Source organism: Brachybacterium sp. UMB0905, assembly GCF_002871795.1.
Classification (GTDB): Bacteria; Actinomycetota; Actinomycetes; order Actinomycetales; family Dermabacteraceae; genus Brachybacterium.
Window position 1 is genome coordinate 82713 of the sequence record NZ_PNHL01000007.1, and the last position, 18457, is coordinate 101169.

Below are 18457 nucleotides of genomic sequence, written 5' to 3' on the forward strand. Positions count from 1 at the left end.
GTAAGACGGAGGGCGCGAGGTGATCGCGCCACGGACAGCATCCCTACGGTACGCCGTCACGTTCACGGGTCGCCAAAGATGATCTCCTCGGCGACCGCCCGGGAACGCCGGGTCAGGCGCAGGTACTGCTCCTCCAGTTCGCTCGCCGAGGCGTCATCGCCGCCCACGATCCTGGCCAGCGCCCGCAGATCGATGCGGTCGGTGGGCAGCACATCGCCCTCCCGGCCCTTGCTGAGGAACAGACCGCGGCGCAGCTGCCAGGCCAGCAGCCACGCCTGCGTGAGCTCCTCCGTAGCGCGGGGGCTCAGCAGCTCCGCATCCCGCGCGGCGCTGAGCTGGTCCAGGGTCCGCGTCGTGCGCAGTCCCTTGACCGCGTGCCCGTGCTCGAGAGCGAGCAGCTGGGCGCACCATTCCACATCGGTCATGCCGCCGCGGCCGAGCTTCAGATGCCGCGTGGGGTCCGCGTTGCGGGGCAGCCGCTCGGACTCCACGCGCGCTTTCATCCGCGTGATCTCCCGGCGCGCCGCGTCGGTGAGGCCCTCGGCCGGGTAGCGGTGCTGATCCATCAGCGCCTCAAGCTCACCGGCCACGGATTCGCTCGCGATGATCACACGGGAGCGCAGCAGAGCCTGCTTCTCCCAGGTCGCGGCGTCCCGCTCGTAGTAGTCGCGCCAGGATTCGACGGTGCGCGCGAGCGGGCCGATCTTCCCCTCGGGACGCAGATCGGCGCTGACGCGCATATCGGAGCGGGCGGCTGGCGCGTTGAGGATCCGCTGGGTCTGAGTGGCGACCTCGATCGCGATCGGCACGGCCTGCTCCCCTGCTCCGCGGTCGGCCACAAGGAACTGCACATCCGCATCGGAGGAGTACCCCATCTCCGCGGCGCCGAAGCTGCCCTGCGCGATGACGATCATCTCCACCCCGAGCGCCCGCGCCGGATCCGAGCGCCGCTCGCGCAGGCGCAGCGCGGTCTGCTCATCGATCTCTTCTGCGCCGTCGAGGGTCTGGGCGTCATCGGCCACGGCATCGCGCTCGAGCGCCACCACGTGCAGGGCCACGAGGATCCCGGCCTCGAGCACCGCCTCGGCGAGGTCGGTGAGGGCCGTGGCGATCTCCCGCGGGGTGACCACACCGGTCAGGTGCGCCAGGGCGATGCGCAGCAGTTCGCGGGAGCGGGTGCGGCGCAGCACATCCTGGGCAGTGTCCACGTCGCTGACCCGTCGGATCACCGCGAGGAACTCTCGCCCCAGCACCTCGCGGGTGAGGGGGCGCAGCTGCTCGTCCCGGGCCAGCCAACGCACCCCTTCGGGGATCTGGTCGAGCTGTTCGCCGACGTAGCGGCCGGAGGCCAGCACATGCGTCAGCCGTTTGGCGGCCAGCCCGGAGTCACGCAGCAGCCCCAGGTACCAGTGGGCAGAGCCGATGGTGTCCGAGAGGCGCCGGAAGGCCAGCAGCCCAAGGTCCGGGTCGATCCCGTCGGCGAACCACTCGAGCATCGCGGGCAGCAGCTGCCGCTGGATCTTCGCGCGGCGCGAGATCCCGTCGGTCAGCGCCGTGAGGTGGCTCATGGCGCGCTTGGGGTCGCGATATCCGATGGCGGCCAGACGCGCCTGCGCCTCCTCCGAGCTGAGCCTGATCTGCGCCTCGGACAGCTGAGATGCGGTCAGCAGCAGCGGCCGATAGAAGATCTCCTCGTGCAGCTGCCGCACGCGGCGGCGCGTGCGCTGATAGCGGGTGTGGAAGTCGTCGGTGCCCATCCCTAAAGAGCGGGAGAGGCGCCGCAGATCGGAAGCGGCGGTGGGCATCACCTGGGTGCGACGCATGCGGTGCAGCTGCAGCCGATGCTCCACGCAGCGCAGGAAGCGGTAGGCCTCGTCCATCTCCGTGACCTGGCCGCGGGAGATGAAGCCCTCCTCCCCCAGGCGGGCGAGGGCTTCGAGGGTGGAGCGGGCGCGCAGACCCTCGTGGGCGCGGCCGTGCACCATCTGCAGCAGCTGCACGGTGAACTCCACGTCACGCAGGCCGCCGGGCCCCAGTTTCAGGTTCCGCTCCACTTCGCCGCGCGGGATGTGCGCGATGACGCGGCGGCGCATCGCCCGGGTGTCCTCGACGAAACCCTCCCGGGCGGAGGCCTTCCACACCAGGGGCTGGGTGAGCTCCTCGAACTGCTGGCCGAGCTCGCGGTCACCGGCGGCGCTGCGGGCCTTCAATAGAGCCTGGAACTCCCAGGTCTTCGCCCACTTCTGGTAGTAGAGGCGGTAGGAATCCAGGGTCCGGACGAGGGAGCCGTCCTTACCTTCGGGGCGGAGGTTCGCATCCACCTGCCACAGCGAGCCCTCGGCGGTGCGCTCGGAGCAGATCCGCGCAAGCTCCCGGGCGAGAGCGGCGCCGATGGTCACGACCTCCTCCTCGACCTCTGCCACGGGCCGCTCATCATCGGCCTCGGCGGGGGCGACCACGTGCATGACGTCCACGTCGGAGAGGTAGTTCAGCTCCCGCGCCCCGGTCTTGCCGAGGGCGATGACGCTCCAGCGCACCTGCTGGTGGCCGTCCACGGCAGCGCGGGCGATCGCCCCGGCGGCTTCGAGCGCGGCATCGGCGAGGTCGCTGATCGCTGCGGAGACCGCGGGCTGCAGCGCGGTGGGGTCCGGTGCCTGCACATCGGCGGCGGCGATCTGCACCAGGCGTTCGTGGTAGGCGATGCGCAAGGCATCGCGCGCCTCACGTCCCGCGTCGGAGGCCACGGGAACCGGGGCCTGCGGGTCCGCGCCGACGGCTTCGAGCAGCGCCGAGCGGACCTGCGCTGCGCTCATGCGCAGCTGGTCATCGCCCTCGCGCAGTACCTCGAGCCGCTCGGGGTGACGGGCCAGGAAGTCTCCGAGCGCCACCGACGTGCCCAGCAGCCGCACCAGGCGCTCCCCCGGCGTGCCGGCCGTTCCGACGCTGCGGAGGAACTCGGTGACCAATCGGGTGGCCCCGTGCTCCTCGGCGGCTTCCGCGATGCGCAGCAGGCCCAGGACCGCGTCATCCCCATCGGCGGTGGCGCCGATCATGGCGGCCGCTCCCTCCCCGAGGGCCGCAAGCTCCGGTTCGGTGAGGAAGCGCTGCACGCGGTCGGTGCGGGAGAAGCCGAGTCGCGCCAGCGCCCCGGTGCTGGTAGGAGGTTCGCTCATCATGCGTGCGCTCTCATGGTCACTGCGGTCTCACTGTCGCTGCGGTCTCCCTGTGCATACGGCTCAGACGCGACTGAAGCTCGAAGCGAGCTCGTAGCCGGTGACCTGCTCGCGGTAGCTCTGCCATTCCTGTTTCTTATCGCGCAGGAAGTACTCGAAGACCTGCTCGCCGAGCGTCGCGGCCATCAGCTCGGAATCCTCATAGGCCTCGAGCGCGCGGAACAGGTCGGTGGGCAGCGGTTCGATGCCCATCGCCCGTCGTTCCCGTTCGGTCAGCTCCCACACCGCGTCCTCCGCCCCTTCGGGCAGCTCGTACTGGCCTTCGATGCCGGCAAGCCCGGCGGCCAGCAGCACGGCGAAGGCAAGGTACGGGTTCGCCCCGGAGTCCAGGCCCCGGAACTCCACCCGGGAGCTCGTGCCCTTGGTGGGCTTGTGGAACGGGACCCGCACCAGAGCCGAGCGGTTGTTGTGGCCCCAGCAGATGTAGCTCGGCGCCTCCTGTGCGCCCCACAGCCGCTTGTAGGAGTTCACCCACTGATTGGTCACCGCGCAGTATTCGGGGGCGTGGCGCAGCAGCCCGGCGATGAACTGGCGGCCCATCTTCGAGAGCCCGTATTCGGCGCCCGGCTCGTGGAAGGCGTTGCGTCCACCCTGGAACAGCGACAGGTGGGTGTGCATGCCCGAGCCCGGGTGTTCGATCATCGGTTTGGGCATGAAGCTGGCGACCTGCCCCATCGACAGCGCCACCTCTTTGACCACGGTGCGCAGCGTGAGGATGTTGTCCGCGGTGGTCAGCGCATCGGCGTAGCGCAGATCGATCTCGTTCTGCCCGGGCCCGTTCTCGTGGTGGGAGAACTCCACCTGGATGTTCATCGCCTCCAGATGCTGGATGGCGGTGCGGCGGAAGTCCTGGCCCTGTCCACGATGGACATGGTCGAAGTAGCCGGCCTGGTCCGCGGGGCGCAGTGGCTGCCCCGGCACCCAGGGCTCCTGGAACAGGTAGAACTCCACCTCGGGATGGGTGTAGAACTCCAGGCCCTTCTCCTCGGCGCGGGCCAGGGTGTCACGCAGCACGCGCCGAGGATCGGAGGCGGCCGGTTCCCCGTCGGGCGTGAGCACATCGCACATCATCCGGGCGGTCGCATTGGTCTCCCCGCGCCAGGCGAGGATCTCGAAGGTGCCGGGGTCCGGCCGCAGGATCATGTCGGACTCGTAGGCGCGGGTGAGCCCTTCGATCGCGGAGCCGTCGATCCCGATGCCCTCGGTGAAGGCGGTCTCCAGGTCCGACGGGGAGATCGCGATGGACTTCAGCGTCCCCGAGATGTCGCAGAACCACAGGCGGATGAATCGCACGTCGCGGTCGGCGACCGTGCGGATGACGTCGTCATGCTGGTGGGCCATGTCACCAGTGTGCCCCAGGTCCGGCACGGATCAGGGGGCCGATGGATGGAGCACGGCCCCGCTCCCGAGGTGGGAGCGGGGCCGTGCTCGTTCACCGGCGCGTGGCCGCTGCGGGCTCGGTGCGGCTCAGACGCTGTCCAGCCCCTTCAGGTACCACTCGCCGTCGGCCTGCTGCATCGTCGCACCGCTGTCCTCCCCCGCGATGAGGATCTTGGCGATGCCCTCGCCGTCGTCCTCGGCCGTGATCATCGACCGGTCGATGACGCTCAGCACCGCGGGGTCGAAGTCCTCGCCGACCTCCTGCGTGAAGCTGTCCACGCACTCCTGGATGGCATCACCCGTGGAGGGCTCGCCGGTCGCGGGGTCGATGGTCAGCTGGCAGGCGCCTTCGATGTCGTTCTCTCCCAGCAGCTGCAGTGTCTCGTGAAAGCGGTCCTCCGCGGCGGTGAGATCCTCTTCGGACAGCTCACCCTCGCTCTCCTGGCCCCCGCCGTCAGAGGCTTCGGCGTCCGAATCCTCCGCCCCGTCCTCAGCCGTGTCGTCCTCAGCAGGGTCCGCCTGTTCCGGATCGTCCTGCTCGGCAGGCTGTTCCTGCCCGTCGGGGTTCTCCTCACCGCCGCCGAACGCACCGCAGCCGGCGGTGCCGAGCGTGAGGGCGAGCGCCCCGCACGCGAGGGCGGCTGCGCGCACGGTTCTGCGCATGTAGCTGGTCATCTGGGCTTCTCCCTCCTGTACCGATCCGGTGACCGGCACGTAGGAGCATGGCACGTCCGGGCGGTGAGCGTCAGCGGGGAGAAGTACCCATGCCCGGGTTTCGGCGCGGGCGCCCGGTGGTCCCGGTCCAGGACGGGCCACCTCCCGCCCGCGCCACCGTGGCTGCCCGGGCGCCCGATGGGTCCCGGCGGGGCCCTCTAGACTGTGCGGTCAGTGCATCCCCGTCGGTTCCTCAGGAGTTCCCCGTGACCTCGCCTTCCACCGGCTCACGCGAGCAGCTGCCCGCCCCCGCGAAGATCCGTCTGCGTCACCTGCAGCTGGCCAAGCAGAAGGGGACCCCGTTCTCCATGCTCACCAGCTACGACCAGTTCTCCGCGCGACTGTTCGAGCAGGCAGGGATCGAGGTGCTGCTGGTGGGTGATTCGGTGGGCAGCACGGTGCTGGGGCATGACTCCACCACCGCCACGACGCATCAGGACATGCTGACCTTCACCGGGGCAGTGGCCCGCAGCGTCACCCGTCCCCTGGTGGTGGCGGATATGGCGTTCGGCACCTATGAGACGGGGCCGACGGATGCGCTGCGCCATGGCGTGGAGCTGATCCGCGCGGGTGCAGAGGCGGTCAAGCTCGAGGGCGGTCGCACGGTCGCCGCGCAAATCCGGGCGCTCGTCGACGCCGGGATCCCGGTGGTGGGGCACCTGGGGTTCACCCCGCAGTCGGTCAATGCACTGTCCGGGCATCGGGTGCAGGGACGCGACGATGACGGTGCCGAGCGCCTGCTGGCCGATGCCCTGGCCGTGCAGGAGGCGGGGGCCTCCGCGCTCGTGCTGGAACTTGTGCCCGCCGCGCTCGCTGCGCGCATCACCGAGCAGCTGCAGATTCCGACGATCGGTATCGGCGCCGGAGCGCAGTGCGATGGTCAGGTGCTGGTGTGGCAGGACATGGCGGGCCTGTCCGGCTTCCAGGGGAAGTTCGTGAAGGTCTTCGCGGATGTGGGCACCCAGCTGCGCGAGGCCGCCGAGCAGTACCGCGCCGAAGTGGCTGAGCGCACCTACCCGGCTGCCGAGCATTCCTTCGAATGACCGCTGCGGCGCGTCGCTGATCCCTGCTGCTGACCGCTGAACCCTGCTGCTCGCCGCGCCGTGACAGGGAGTCCCGCCCGGGGCTTCTCAGGGCCTTCCGCCCGCGGCTTCACGCCCTGACTCTCACGCCCCGACCGGTCTCCCCGCGAGGCGTGTGGCGCCGGGTCAGGCTCCCTCAGCGCTGCCGGCCGGCGGCTGCCCGTAGTCCTCGTTCCACTCCTCATCCTCTTCATCCCACGCCTCATTGCGGGATTCGGCCTTCTGCAGCGCCCGGGAGGCCTCCTCGCGGCTCGCGTAGGGGCCCATGAGGTCCTTCCCGTGGGACTGTCGGCCCTCCTCCACCTGCCCGGTGGTGAGGTTGTAGTAGAACTCCGTGCTCTCGCTCACGACGGGATCCTTCCTGCTCGATGAGACACTGGTGAGCATGACTGTAGAGCAGGGATGGATCCGCCCCGAAGGCCGCGACGCACTTGTTCCCGGGGAGCTGAGCCCCCGCCGCCCGGTGCCGGCGCGGATCGCACGGCCCGAGTACGTGGATAAGGACGAGGCCGTCTCCGATTCCGGCCCGAAGATCCAGACCCCGGAGATCATCGAGCGCATGCGAGTCGCCTCACGGATCGCCGCCACGGCGCTGCAGGCCGCCGGGGAGGCCGCCGCCCCCGGCGTGACCACCGATCATATCGATCAGGTGGTGCACGACGTGCTGCTGGACCACGGCGCCTACCCGTCGACCCTCGGGTACCTGGGTTTCCCGAAGTCCTGCTGCACCAGCCTGAACGAGGTGATCTGCCACGGCATCCCGGATTCCACCGTGATGCAGGAGGGCGACATCCTGAACGTCGACATCACGGCGTTCATCGGCGGGGTGCACGGGGACTGCAATGCCACCTTCCCCATCGGTGAGATCGCCCCGGAGGCCACGGCGCTCGTGGATGCGGCGCGGGAGGCGATGCTGCGCGGCATGAAGGTCGCGCGGCCGGGCCGGGAGGTCAACGTCATCGGTCGCGTCATCGAGAAGTACGTGAAGCGCTTCGGGTATGAGTCGGTGCGAGATTTCACCGGCCACGGCATCGCCGAGGGTTTCCACAACGGCCTGGTGATCCCCCACTACGACTCGGCTCCGATGTTCGATGACGTCATCGCCGAGAACATGACCTTCACGATCGAGCCGATGATCGCGGCCGGTTCGCAGGAGTGGGAGCAATGGGATGACGGCTGGACCGTCGTCACCAAGGATCGTTCCTACTCTGCGCAGTTCGAGCACACGCTGCTCATGACGGCCGATGGACCGGAGACGCTCACCGTCGTGTGACCGCTGGCCGGGCCCGTCGGTCCCGCCCGCCGGGCGCCAGTAAGCTGGGCCGCTGTGGCGCGGAGCGACCGCCTGCGCCTCGCCCAGCCCCACAGCAGCACAGCCTTACAGCATCAGCAGCACAGCCTCACAGCAAGGAGCGGTGATGAGCACTTCCAGCCCCACGCAGGCTTTCGGCATCGACATCGGCGGCAGCGGCATCAAGGGTGCGCCCGTGGATCTGCAGCGCGGAGAGCTGGCCGCTGAGCGGCACCGCATCCCCACCCCGCAGCCCTCGCTGCCCGATGCCGTCGCCGATACCGTCAGTGAGCTGATCAGCAGCTTCGACGTGCCGGCGGGCATGCCCGTCGGCGTGACCTTTCCGGCCGTGATTCAGCAGGGCGTCGCGCAGACCGCCGCGAACGTGGATGACTCGTGGATCGGCACGGATGTGGATGCGCTGCTGACCGAGCGCACCGGCCATGACGTGTTCGTGGTCAATGACGCCGATGCCGCGGGCATCGCGGAGATGACCTTCGGCGCCGGGCAGGGCGTCCCGGGGGTGGTGATCGTGGTGACGCTCGGGACGGGCGTCGGCTCGGCCATGTTCGTGGACGGCACCCTAGTGCCGAACTCGGAGCTGGGGCATCTGACGCTGCACGGCGCGGCGGCGGAGAGGTACATGGCCTCCTCCGCGCGGGAGCGCGAGGAGCTGGACTGGGATGTGTGGGCGGGGCGCCTGCAGGAGTACTTCTCGATGGTGGAGTTCCTGTTCAGCCCCACCCGGATCATCGTCGGCGGTGGCGTGTCGAAGAAGCATGAGAAGTTCCTGCCGCTGCTGGACCTGAAGACAGAGATCGTGCCGGCGCAGCTGCGCAATGAGGCAGGGATCATCGGGGCGGCCGCGCTCGCGAGCCAGGAGGAGCATCACCTGCTCGCGCAGCAGAAGAAGGCCGCGAAGCAGGCCAAGAAGGCAGCGAAGCTCGAGAAGAAGAAGGCCAAGGAATCCGCGAAAGGCGAGAAGAAGTCGGGGAAGAAGACCGGCAAGGCCTGAGGTCATAAGGTCGTCTGCCCCGCGGGGCGGACCAGTCGGCCTGTAAGCCGGGTTCTGTGATCGGCAGCCATCCCTCTCGGATCGCCGTTGCCGACGACCTCCAGCGGTCTACCCGGGAACTCGGGCCGGCGCCCTCGAGCGTTCCCTGTCTGACCTTGCTCCCGGTGGGGTTTGCCGTGCCGTCCTCGTCACCGAGGCCGCGGTGGTCTCTTACACCACCCTTTCACCCTTGCCTCCGCACCCTCGGGCGCGGGGGCGGTCTGCTCTCTGTGGCACTGTCCCGCGGATCGCTCCGGGTGGGCGTTACCCACCACCGTGCCGGATGGAGCCCGGACTTTCCTCGGCTTCGCCGGGTTCCCGGCGAAGACGCGGCTGCCCGGCCGACTGGTCCGTCCGGCAGTCTACGCGCCGGTCTCGTCCCGGGCCGACGGGGCGCGAGGAACCTCTCCCTCGACACGCTGCCGCGCCGTCGCCTGGTGCCGGGCCACGACGACGGCGAGCAGGGAAGATAGGGGGATGCTGTTCCTCCTGCCGCCCTCAGAGACCAAGACCCGCCCCGCCGCTGACGCACCGCACCTGGATCTGCCTGCCCTCACGCACCCGGAGCTGACCGCTGCACGGGAGACGATGCTGCGAGCGGTCCAGCGCACCGCGGCCGGGCGGGACGGAGGCGCGAAGCTCGGGGTCCCGGCCTCCGCCCCGGAGCTCACCGAGCGCATGGCTGAGCTCTCCGACGAACCCGCGGGACCGGCGCTGCGGGTGTATTCGGGAGTGCTCTTCGATCAGCTGGATCCCGCCGTCCTGGATCCCGGTGCCAACGCGCCGACGGACCGGCGGGTGCTGATCCAGAGCGCGCTGCTGGGAGTGGTGGACGCGGCGCAGGACCTGATCCCCGCCTACCGTGTCTCGGCCGGTTCGAAGGTGACGCGGCTCGGGAAAGCCGGAACCTGGTGGGGGAAGCATCTGCGGCCGCTCGCGCAGACGCTGCTGGAAGAGACGGCGCATTCTACGGCGCCGCTGGCCATCGACTGCCGCTCAGGGGCTTACCGGACGATGATGCCGCTGCACTCGACCGCGGAGGTGCGCGTGCTCGCGGTGTCGCCGGTGCAGGAACGCGCGGGGGTACGCAAGGTCGTCTCCCATGATGCGAAGCGCTATCGCGGCTGGGTGGTGCGAGCGCTGCTGGATGCGCCATCGGCCCCGCCCACGGCGGAGGCCGTGGTGGAGCACCTGCTCGCAGCCTTCGACGGGACGCTCGGGGTGGAGCTCGACGGAGACAGCCTGGTGATCGTGGACCGCGCGGAGTGAGACGGCGGGGCGCAAGCGTCCAACCGGTCCGCGCAGCGTGAGCTGGTCAGCCGGCGCGTCCACCCCACGGGTCGGTGATCTGCTCGCTGATGCGAACCTCGAGCTGCGGGTGTGCCGCAGCGAGCAGCTCGGCACCCAGCGGCAGCCACAGCGCCTCGCTCGCGGCATGCGGAACATCGATCAGCGCGGGCACGGCCGACGGGTCCGCAGCCGCCTCGATGTGCTCGAGCGCGGGATGATGGCGCAGGTCCGAGGTGATATACACATCGGCTCCCGAGGCGGTGGCGGCCTCGAGGAAGGAGTCCCCGGCGCCCGGGCACACGGCGACGGTGCGAACCGTGCGGTCCGCGTCACCGGTGTGGAGGATGCCGCGGGCGGTGCGCGGCACCGCGGACGCGAGGTGCCGGGTGAGGGCGCCGACGGTGGTGGGCTCCGGCAGCTCCCCGACCACGCCGAGACCGAACCGCTGTGAGCCATGCTCCGCCGCTGCGCACTCCTCCCCGGGCATGAGCGGACGGGCCTGCTGCAGATCCAGCAGATCGTGCCACGCGCCGACGGTGCCGCGGGTGGAGCGGTCGACATTGGTGTGCCCGCACCACAGGCCCACTCCGGCGCGGATCAGTGCGGTGACCACCGCGCCCTTCCCGTCATCGGCGGGCAGGAAGCTCGCACCGCGCAGCAGCAGCGGGTGATGGGTGATGAGCAGATCAGCCTTGGCGTCGATGGCCTCGCGGGTTACGGCGAGCGTGGGATCCACGGCCAGCAGCACCCGGCGCACCGGGGCGCTGCGCTCCCCCACCACGAGCCCCACCCTGTCCCAGGGCTCCGCCCAGCTGAGCGGATAGGCGCCTTCGAGGGTCGCGGTGACATCGGCGAGGCTGAGCGGGGCAGCGGCGCGGGCGGGGTCGTCGGTCATGGTCGGCTCCTCGGGGGCGGGGCGGCGGATGCGCTGGGGTGGTACGCAGCTGCGCGGTGCTTGCGGCGGGTCAGGAGGCGAGGGTGCGGGCCTCTAGCAGCGCTGCCTCGTAGGCCTTCCAGGGCATGAGCACGCATTTCACCCGGGCAGGGAACTTCGCGGCGCCCATCAGCGCGATCGCATCGCCGATCAGCTCTTCATCGGCCTCGACGCGGCCGCGTGAACGCATGACCTCCTCGAGGTGCTCGCGCACCGGCTCGATCTGCGCGGTGGTGCGGCCGATCAGCAGGTCCGCCATGATCGAGGCGGAGGCGCGGCTCATGGCGCAGCCGGTCGCCTCATAGGAGAGGTCGGCGATCCGCTCGCCCGTCCCGGTCTCGTCGTCTCCCCCGCCCTCGGTGCTGCGCTGCAGGCGCAGCGTGATCTCATCCCCGCAGGTGGGGTTCACGTGGTGGACCTCGGACTCGAAGGGCTCTCGCAGCCCCGCGTGCTGCGGGTTCTTGTCGTGCTCCATCACGAGCTCGGTGTACAGGGATGTCAGCGGGTTGATGCTCATGGGATCACAGGCTCTCGAAGAACTCGATGGTGCGGGCCACCCCGGCGATGAGGGCGTCGACCTCATCGGGTGTGGTGTGCGGGGAAAAGCTCGCGCGGGTGGTTCCGTGCAGGCCATAGCGGCGGTGCAGGGGCCAGGCGCAGTGGTGGCCCACCCGCACCTGGATGCCCTGGGAGTCCAGGACCTGCCCGACGTCATGCGGGTGCAGTCCGGGAAGGTCGATGGCGACGGCGCCGCTGCGCTCCGGGGAGGCGGCGGGGCCGATGATGCGCACCCCGTCGATCGCTGTCAGACCCTCGAGGGCGCGCAGGGTCAGCTGCTGCTCATGGGCGGCGATTTGCTCCATGCCGAGCTCATCGAGGTAGTCGCAGGCGGCGGCGAGACCCACGGCCTGGGAGATCGGCGGGGTGCCGGCCTCGAAGCGGGCGGGCGGCGCGGCATAGGTCGCGCGGTCCATGGTGACGGTCTCGATCATGGATCCGCCGGTGAGGAATGGGGGCATTTGGGCGAGGTGCTCATATTTCCCCCACAGCACGCCGATCCCCGTCGGCCCCAACATCTTGTGCCCGGAGAACGCGACGAAATCAGCGCCGAGCTGGGTGAGGTCCACCGGCATATGGGCGATGGACTGCGCGGCATCGACCACGACGAGCGCGCCCTGCGCATGCGCCGCCTCCACCAGCTGCTCGAGCGGGTTGATGGTGCCCAGGACATTGGACTGGTGGGTGAGCGCAAGAACCTTCGTGCGCTCGGTCAGCAGGGCGGTGAGATCGCTGAGGTCCAGGGTGAAGTCATCGGCCAGGGGGATCCAGCGCAGCTGCGCCCCCGTGCGGCGGGCGAGCTCCTGCCAGGGGATGAGGTTGGCGTGGTGCTCCATCTCGGTCACGAGGATCTCGTCGCCCTCGCGGATCCGCAGGTGGTCCGGGGTGGTGCGATCACCATCGCCGAGGGATCGGGCCACGAGGTTCAGCGCCTCGGTGGCGTTCTTCGTGAAGACGATCTCGTCGGGGCTGGGGGCGGTGAGGAACTGGGCGATGCGCTCGCGCGCCCCTTCGAAGGCGTCGGTCGCAAAGCCTGCCATGCGGTGTGCCCCGCGTTTCACGGCAGCGTTGTGCTGGGTCAGGAATTCCACCTCGGCGTCGATGACCGGGCGGGGCCGCTGCGAGGTCGCGCCGCCATCGAGGTAGATCAGCGGGGTGTCCGCGTCCAGGCGGCGTTCGAGGATCGGGAAATCGGCCCGGATCGACGCGAGGTCGAAGGGTCGGCGTGGGGCGTTCACCGTCGCGGTTCCTCCTTCTGCCGCCTGCTCGGGCCGGGCCCAGGGGATGGCACGGCGGTCACGCCGGGCGGCTCGACCATTATAGGAACGCCGAGGGTTCGTAATACCGGGACTGTGGGGTACCGGGACTGTGGGGTGAACGGGCGCACCGTGCGCCCCGCACACGGCTGTGAGACCTTGCCAGCGGCTGTGAGACCCTGGGGACTGCTCGCAGCGCCCGCGCGGCGCCCGTCCCGGGAGGTGTGCCATCGACACCCTGATCCTCGTCCTGTTCGGCGTGACGATCCTCGCCGCGCTGATCGTGCTGATCGGCCGGATGCTGGTGCGACAGCGCGAAGCCCGCGAGCATGCCGAACGCACCGGCGAGCCGCTCGAGCGGCCGCGCACCCCGGAGGAGCAGGCGCGGGATCGCCAGACCGCAATGATCTGGGGCTGCATCGTCGTGGCGCTGCCGCTGCTGCTGATCGGCGCGTACGTGCTGACGCGCTGACGCGGGGCCCGGGGCGCGCGACCAGACTCCCCCGGCCCGACACAACACGCCGCATCAACCTCGCGAGTGCACCGATATGTGGCACGCACGCCACGTATCGGTGTTTTCGGGCGCCTCCACCGGCGTGGCGCTGGGCAGACTCCCGCGGTGGGTCGCGGTACAGGGCCGACCCCGCCGCGCCGCGCGACACGCCTCATGAACCTCGCGAGTGCACCGATCTGTGCCACTCGCGCCACGTATCGGTGTTTTCGGGCGCCTCCACCGGCGTGGCGCTGGGCGTGGGGAGGCGCGCCGCAGACGGGAGAGCACGACGGATTGGGCTACACGACAAGCCGGGCTGGTGGGTCGTGAGGGGCTCGAACCCCCGACCTTCTGGGTGTAAACCAGACGCTCTGACCAACTGAGCTAACGACCCTGAGCGGGGGCATCCCCGCCGGTGAACCGCCCGCGCCACGCGGCCCGGGCGGCCTGATGCCTCAGAGAGTGCGGCTCGCCAGACGCGTGCCGGTCCACTCGGGCGCGAGGCTGACCGAGCTCATGACCCGCAGGCCCGCGGTCTCCGCTGCGTCCTGCACCTCGGCGGGGTTCACGTGCCCGGTGCGGCCGGCCTTGGGGGTGAACACCCACACAGGGGCACCGGAGTCGATGTTCCGTAGCGTGTCCACCATCGCGTCGGTGAGGTCGCCATCGCCCTCGCGCCACCACAGGATGACGGCGTCGACGATCTCCTGGGTGTCCTCGTCCTCGAGGTCCTCACCGATCATGTCCTCGATCGCGTCGCGCAGGTCCAGATCGACGTCATCGTCGTAGCCGATCTCCTGCACGATCTGACCGGTGGTGAGGTTCAGCACCTCGGACAGGTTGCTGGTCGAAGATGCGTCGGCCGACGGTGCCAAGGGAGGAACTCCTCATAAGACGGGGGTGGTGGTTCAGCGTCCGCCCGAGAAGCAGACCCGTGGGTCCGCTTGCCGTGCGGCGCGGCCTGAGTCTATGACACCTGACACCGCCGTGCAGGGCCGGCGTGGAGACGAGGATCCCTGCAGGCCACTGCCCCGCCCCCATCGGCGTACAGCACCACCGGTGGGCCAGTACCATCGCCCGCCCCATGCCCGCTCCGACCCCGCACCACGCCCACTCCGACCTCGCGCTGCGCCTGCGCCGACCCAATGTCCACACATGTCCCGCGTCTCACAAGCCATCGGTGCCGCTAATAGGCATTGGTCGCAGGGTCGGCGGTAGGCTGGCGAGCACCGAGGCCGTCGGAGTCGGCGCTCACGGACGCGCGCACAGCTGGCGTGGCCGTCTGCAGCGCACCGGTTCCCGGCCGGTCCATCGCCTCCCGTAGAGAGAAGGACAGTGTGAGCCCGCACGAGACCCCGCGGCCGATCGGCCTGAACCTGCCCAGCCATTCCCAGGACCCGGATCCGGAGGAGACCCAGGAATGGCTGGACTCCTTCGACGCGATGCTCGAGCAGCGCGGACCCGAGCGGGCCGGCGAAGTGGTCCAGAGCGTGCTGCAGCACGCCCGCGATGAGGACATCGAGCTGCCTGACTCGCTGACCACCGACTACATCAACACCATCCCCGTCGATCAGCAGGGCGAGTACCCGGGCGACGTCGAGATGGAGAAGAAGCTGCGCAACATCAACCGCTGGAACGCGGCGATGGTGGTGCATCGGGCGCAGGCCCCAGGGATCGCCGTGGGCGGTCACCTCTCCTCCTACGCGTCGATCGCGAACATGTACGAGGTGGGCTTCAACCACTTCTTCCGCGGCCGCCAGCACCCCGGCGGCGGCGACCACGTCTTCTTCCAGGGCCACGCCTCCCCCGGCATCTACGCCCGCGCCTTCATGATGGGCCGCCTGTCCCAGGAGGAGCTCGACGGTTTCCGCCAGGAGAAGTCCAAGGCCGGGCACGGCATGCCCTCCTACCCGCATCCGCGGGCGATGCAGCACTTCTGGGAGTTCCCCACCGTGTCGATGGGCATTGGCCCCGTCGCCGCGATCGAGCAGGCCTCCTTCGACCGCTACCTGCTCAACCGCGGCCTGAAGGACACCTCCCAGCAGCACACCTGGGCGTTCCTCGGCGATGGCGAGATGGATGAGGTGGAGTCCCGCGGCGCCCTGCACATCGCCGCGAAGGAGCACCTGGACAACCTGACCTTCGTGGTCAACTGCAACCTGCAGCGCCTGGACGGCCCGGTGCGCGGCAACGGCAAGATCATCCAGGAGCTGGAGAGCCAGTTCCGCGGCGCCGGCTGGAACGTCATCAAGGTGATCTGGGGCTCCGGCTGGGATCCGCTGCTGGAGAAGTCCACTGACGGCGCGCTCATCGACCTGATGAACTCCACGCCCGATGGCGACTACCAGACCTACCGCGCCGAGGACGGCGGCTTCATCCGCGACAACTTCTTCGGCCGCGACCCGCGCACCAAGGCGCTCGTGGAGGATCTCTCCGACGACGACATCTGGTGGAAGCTCAACCGCGGCGGCCACGACACGAAGAAGCTGTACGCCGCTTTCAAGATGGCCACCGAGACCAAGGGCAAGCCCACCGTGGTGCTGGTGCACACGATCAAGGGCTACCGCCTGGGCAAGAACTTCGCGGGCCGCAACGCGACCCACCAGATGAAGAAGTTCACCCTCGAGGACCTCAAGGCTCTGCGCGACACCCTGCAGATCCCGATCTCCGATGAGCAGCTCGAGTCCGGCAGCCTGTACGACGCGCCGTACTACCTGCCGGATGCCGACAGCCCGGAGATGAAGTACCTCAAGCAGCGCCGCAGCGACCTGGGTGGCCCTGTGCCCTCGCGCCGCACCGAGCACAAGCCGCTCCAGCTGCCGGGCGACAAGGCATTTGAGGTCGCCAAGCGCGGTTCGGGCAAGCAGGAGATCGCCACCACCATGGCGCTCGTGCGGCTGCTGAAGGACCTCATGCGGGACAAGGAGACCGGCAAGCTGTGGGTGCCGATCATCCCCGACGAGGCCCGCACCTTCGGCATGGACTCGCTGTTCCCCACCGCGAAGATCTACAACCCCGACGGGCAGAACTACCTGTCCGTGGACCGGGATCTGCTGCTGGCCTACAAGGAGTCCACCTCCGGTCAGATCAAGCACATGGGCATCAACGAGATCTCCTCCACCGCGGCGTTCACCGCGGCCGGCACCTCGTACGCCACCCATGACCTCCCGATGATCCCGTTCTACATCTTCTATTCGATGTTCGGGTTCCAGCGCACCGGCGACTTCTTCTGGGCCGCCGGTGACCAGATGGCCAAGGGCTTCGTGATCGGCGCGACCGCCGGCAAGACCACCCTCGCGGGTGAGGGCCTGCAGCACATGGACGGCCACTCGCCGATCCTCGCCAACACCAACCCCGGCGCGGTGATCTACGACCCGGCCTACGGCTACGAGCTGGGGCACATCATCCGCGATGGCCTCAAGCGCATGTACGGCGAGGATGACCGCCTCCAGGAGGTCTTCTACTACCTCACCGTCTACAACGAGCCGATCATCCAGCCCAAGGAGCCGGAGGATCTGGACGTCGAGGGCCTGCTGAAGGGCATGTACGTCGTCTCCCCCGCGCAGGAGGGCGAGGGCCCAGAGGTGCAACTGATGGCCTCCGGTGTGGGCGTGCCGTGGGCGCTGCACGCCCAGGAGATGCTGGGCAAGGACTGGGGCGTGCGCGCCAGCGTGTGGTCCGTGACCTCCTGGACGGAGATGCGCAAGGACGCCCTCGAGGCGGAGAAGCACAATCTCCTGCACCCCGAGGATCAGCGCACCCCGTGGATCTCCGAGCGCCTGCAGGGCCTGGAGGGTCCGTTCGTTGCGACGTCGGATTACGACTTCGCGGTGCCGGACATGATCCGCCAGTGGATTCCCGGCCGCTACGGCGTGCTGGGGGCCGACGGATGGGGCTTCTCCGACACCCGCCCGGCGGCGCGCCGTTTCCTGAAGATCGACTCCCACTCGATGGTGGTCAAGGCGCTGCAGATGCTGGTGCAGGAGAGCGTGAAGGATCCCTCTGTGCTGCGTGAGGCGATCGACCGCTACGACCTGCTGAACGTGAACGCCGGCGAGTCCGGCTCCTTCGGCGGCGAGTCCTGATCGATACGTCGGCCCGCCCACCCCGGTGGTGGGCGGGCCGACGTCGTCCCCGGATACTCTTGCCCCTACCTTCTCCCCTGCCCGCCGCCGCGGCGGGCTCCTGACCGACCTGGAGGTTCCCTCGTGCTCGCGATCGTCTGCCCCGGACAGGGGGCGCAGAAGCCCGGCTTCCTCAGCCCGTGGCTGGAGGTGATCGGGGTGCGCGATGCCCTCGGGGAGCTCTCCGAAGCAGCCGGGGTGGACCTCATCGAGCACGGCACCGCCTCGGATGCCGAGACGATCCGCGACACTGCCATCGCGCAGCCGCTGCTGGTGGCCGCGGGCATCATCGCCGCGGACTGCCTGAGCGGCGGCGACGGCTTCGCCGCGGGGACCCAGGCTGATCTGCTGGCCGGGCACAGCGTGGGCGAGGTGACTGCTACGGCACTGTCCGGGGTGCTCAGCGATGCCGATGCGATGCGCCTGGTGGCTGTGCGCTCGCGTGCCATGGCGAAGGCCGCCGCCGCGGAGCCGACGTCGATGGCGGCCGTGGTCGGCGGCGTGCGCGAGGAGGTCCTCGCCGCCATCGAACAGCACGGTCTGGCCCCGGCGAACATCAACTCTGCGGCGCAGGTGGTCGCAGCGGGCGCACAGGAGGCGATCGCGGCGCTGGCCGCAGAGCCGCCGGCCCGCGCCCGCGTGATCCCCCTGCAGGTGGCCGGGGCCTTCCACACCCGGTACATGGCCTCGGCGCGCGAGGAGCTCGCGGCCTTCGCCCCTCAGCTCACCCCGCACGATCCGCTCGCGCAGTGCCCGCTGGTGTCCAACGCCTCCGGTGAAGTGGTCACCGAGGGTGCGCGCTACCTTGAGCTGATCGTGAACCAGGTGGCCTCGCCCGTGGACTGGGAGGCCTGCATGGGCGTGTTCGCCGAGCGCGGCGTGACGGGCATCCTCGAGCTCGCCCCGGCCGGCACGCTGACGGGCCTGGCCAAGAGGGAGCTGAAGGGTGTGGCTTTGCAGAATCTGAACACGCCGGAAGACCTGGAGGCCGCGCAGGCCTTCGTGAACGAGCACGGGCTGCACCACTTCGGGCCCGAGGAGGACTGAT

15 protein-coding genes, 1 tRNA gene and 1 other RNA gene are annotated in these 18457 nt (G+C 69.6%); 7 read left to right on the forward strand and 10 right to left on the reverse strand.

What is annotated here, in order from left to right; all coding sequences use genetic code 11:
• Positions 1-62: 62 nt before the first annotated feature.
• The 3 genes from CJ197_RS08485 to CJ197_RS08495 form a co-directional block, all read right to left on the reverse strand.
• Entirely contained in the window at positions 63-3176 is a 3114-nt protein-coding gene (locus CJ197_RS08485) for a bifunctional [glutamine synthetase] adenylyltransferase/[glutamine synthetase]-adenylyl-L-tyrosine phosphorylase (RefSeq protein ID WP_102236315.1), read from the reverse strand.
• A gap of 60 nt (positions 3177-3236) precedes the next feature.
• On the reverse strand, positions 3237-4574 hold the full coding sequence (locus CJ197_RS08490; protein ID WP_102236316.1) for a glutamine synthetase family protein: 1338 nt from the start codon (positions 4572-4574) through the stop codon (positions 3237-3239).
• 126 nt (positions 4575-4700) lie between these two features.
• Positions 4701-5288: a hypothetical protein gene (locus CJ197_RS08495; RefSeq protein ID WP_102236317.1), complete on the reverse strand. Its 588-nt coding sequence runs from the start codon at positions 5286-5288 to the stop codon at positions 4701-4703.
• Positions 5289-5533: 245 nt separating this feature from the next.
• Between CJ197_RS08495 and panB the strand changes: the two genes are divergently transcribed.
• Positions 5534-6370 (forward strand): 3-methyl-2-oxobutanoate hydroxymethyltransferase, encoded by an 837-nt coding sequence (panB, locus tag CJ197_RS08500; RefSeq protein ID WP_233190759.1) that lies wholly within the window; start codon positions 5534-5536, stop codon positions 6368-6370.
• A 165-nt stretch (positions 6371-6535) separates the two neighbouring features.
• Here panB and CJ197_RS08505 read toward each other — a convergent pair whose 3' ends face one another.
• Positions 6536-6757, reverse strand: coding sequence for a hypothetical protein (locus tag CJ197_RS08505; RefSeq protein WP_102236319.1), 222 nt, complete (start codon positions 6755-6757; stop codon positions 6536-6538).
• Between the two features lie 37 nt (positions 6758-6794).
• Between CJ197_RS08505 and map the strand changes: the two genes are divergently transcribed.
• Both map and ppgK read left to right on the forward strand, forming a co-directional pair.
• Positions 6795-7682: a type I methionyl aminopeptidase gene (map, locus tag CJ197_RS08510; protein WP_102236410.1), complete on the forward strand. Its 888-nt coding sequence runs from the start codon at positions 6795-6797 to the stop codon at positions 7680-7682.
• A gap of 145 nt (positions 7683-7827) precedes the next feature.
• Positions 7828-8715, forward strand: coding sequence for a polyphosphate--glucose phosphotransferase (gene ppgK, locus CJ197_RS08515; RefSeq protein ID WP_102236320.1), 888 nt, complete (start codon positions 7828-7830; stop codon positions 8713-8715).
• Between the two features lie 27 nt (positions 8716-8742).
• Here the strand turns inward: ppgK and rnpB are convergent.
• Positions 8743-9103, reverse strand: an RNA gene (gene rnpB, locus CJ197_RS08520) — RNase P RNA component class A.
• Positions 9104-9231: 128 nt separating this feature from the next.
• On the opposite strand from rnpB, the gene CJ197_RS08525 reads away from it, so the two are divergent.
• A complete protein-coding gene (locus CJ197_RS08525; protein WP_102236321.1) occupies positions 9232-10023 on the forward strand; it encodes a YaaA family protein in 792 nt (263 codons plus the stop codon).
• Positions 10024-10069: 46 nt separating this feature from the next.
• Here CJ197_RS08525 and CJ197_RS08530 read toward each other — a convergent pair whose 3' ends face one another.
• From CJ197_RS08530 to CJ197_RS08540, 3 genes are all read right to left on the reverse strand, one after another.
• Complete coding sequence (locus tag CJ197_RS08530) at positions 10070-10939, reverse strand: Nif3-like dinuclear metal center hexameric protein (protein WP_102236322.1); 870 nt, start codon at positions 10937-10939, stop codon at positions 10070-10072.
• 70 nt (positions 10940-11009) lie between these two features.
• A complete protein-coding gene (gene sufU / locus CJ197_RS08535; protein WP_102236323.1) occupies positions 11010-11495 on the reverse strand; it encodes a Fe-S cluster assembly sulfur transfer protein SufU in 486 nt (161 codons plus the stop codon).
• Between the two features lie 4 nt (positions 11496-11499).
• A complete protein-coding gene (locus CJ197_RS08540; protein WP_102236324.1) occupies positions 11500-12774 on the reverse strand; it encodes an aminotransferase class V-fold PLP-dependent enzyme in 1275 nt (424 codons plus the stop codon).
• Positions 12775-13051: 277 nt separating this feature from the next.
• On the opposite strand from CJ197_RS08540, the gene CJ197_RS08545 reads away from it, so the two are divergent.
• Entirely contained in the window at positions 13052-13264 is a 213-nt protein-coding gene (locus CJ197_RS08545; RefSeq protein WP_233190761.1) for a hypothetical protein, read from the forward strand.
• 338 nt (positions 13265-13602) lie between these two features.
• Here the strand turns inward: CJ197_RS08545 and CJ197_RS08550 are convergent.
• A tRNA-Val gene (locus CJ197_RS08550) sits at positions 13603-13679 on the reverse strand.
• Between the two features lie 61 nt (positions 13680-13740).
• The gene (locus CJ197_RS08555; protein ID WP_102236326.1) at positions 13741-14160 is read right to left on the reverse strand and encodes a DUF3052 domain-containing protein; all 420 of its coding nucleotides are present in this window, start codon (positions 14158-14160) and stop codon (positions 13741-13743) included.
• A gap of 462 nt (positions 14161-14622) precedes the next feature.
• Here CJ197_RS08555 and aceE point away from each other — a divergent pair, with 462 nt between their 5' ends.
• Together aceE and CJ197_RS08565 are read left to right on the forward strand one after the other, a co-directional pair.
• Positions 14623-17370 (forward strand): pyruvate dehydrogenase (acetyl-transferring), homodimeric type, encoded by a 2748-nt coding sequence (gene aceE, locus CJ197_RS08560; RefSeq protein WP_102236327.1) that lies wholly within the window; start codon positions 14623-14625, stop codon positions 17368-17370.
• A gap of 123 nt (positions 17371-17493) precedes the next feature.
• Positions 17494-18456: an ACP S-malonyltransferase gene (locus tag CJ197_RS08565; protein ID WP_102236328.1), complete on the forward strand. Its 963-nt coding sequence runs from the start codon at positions 17494-17496 to the stop codon at positions 18454-18456.
• Position 18457 lies beyond the last annotated feature (1 nt).

Bases quoted from the DNA above. Each gene is read 5' to 3' on its own strand.
- CJ197_RS08485 (WP_102236315.1), bottom strand. From the start codon at position 3,176: ATGATGAGCGAACCTCCTACCAGCACCGGGGCGCTGGCGCGACTCGGC.
- CJ197_RS08490 (WP_102236316.1), bottom strand. From the start codon at position 4,574: ATGGCCCACCAGCATGACGACGTCATCCGCACGGTCGCCGACCGCGAC.
- CJ197_RS08495 (WP_102236317.1), bottom strand. From the start codon at position 5,288: ATGACCAGCTACATGCGCAGAACCGTGCGCGCAGCCGCCCTCGCGTGC.
- map (WP_102236410.1), top strand. From the start codon at position 6,795: ATGACTGTAGAGCAGGGATGGATCCGCCCCGAAGGCCGCGACGCACTT.
- ppgK (WP_102236320.1), top strand. From the start codon at position 7,828: ATGAGCACTTCCAGCCCCACGCAGGCTTTCGGCATCGACATCGGCGGC.
- CJ197_RS08525 (WP_102236321.1), top strand. From the start codon at position 9,232: ATGCTGTTCCTCCTGCCGCCCTCAGAGACCAAGACCCGCCCCGCCGCT.
- CJ197_RS08530 (WP_102236322.1), bottom strand. From the start codon at position 10,939: ATGACCGACGACCCCGCCCGCGCCGCTGCCCCGCTCAGCCTCGCCGAT.
- sufU (WP_102236323.1), bottom strand. From the start codon at position 11,495: ATGAGCATCAACCCGCTGACATCCCTGTACACCGAGCTCGTGATGGAG.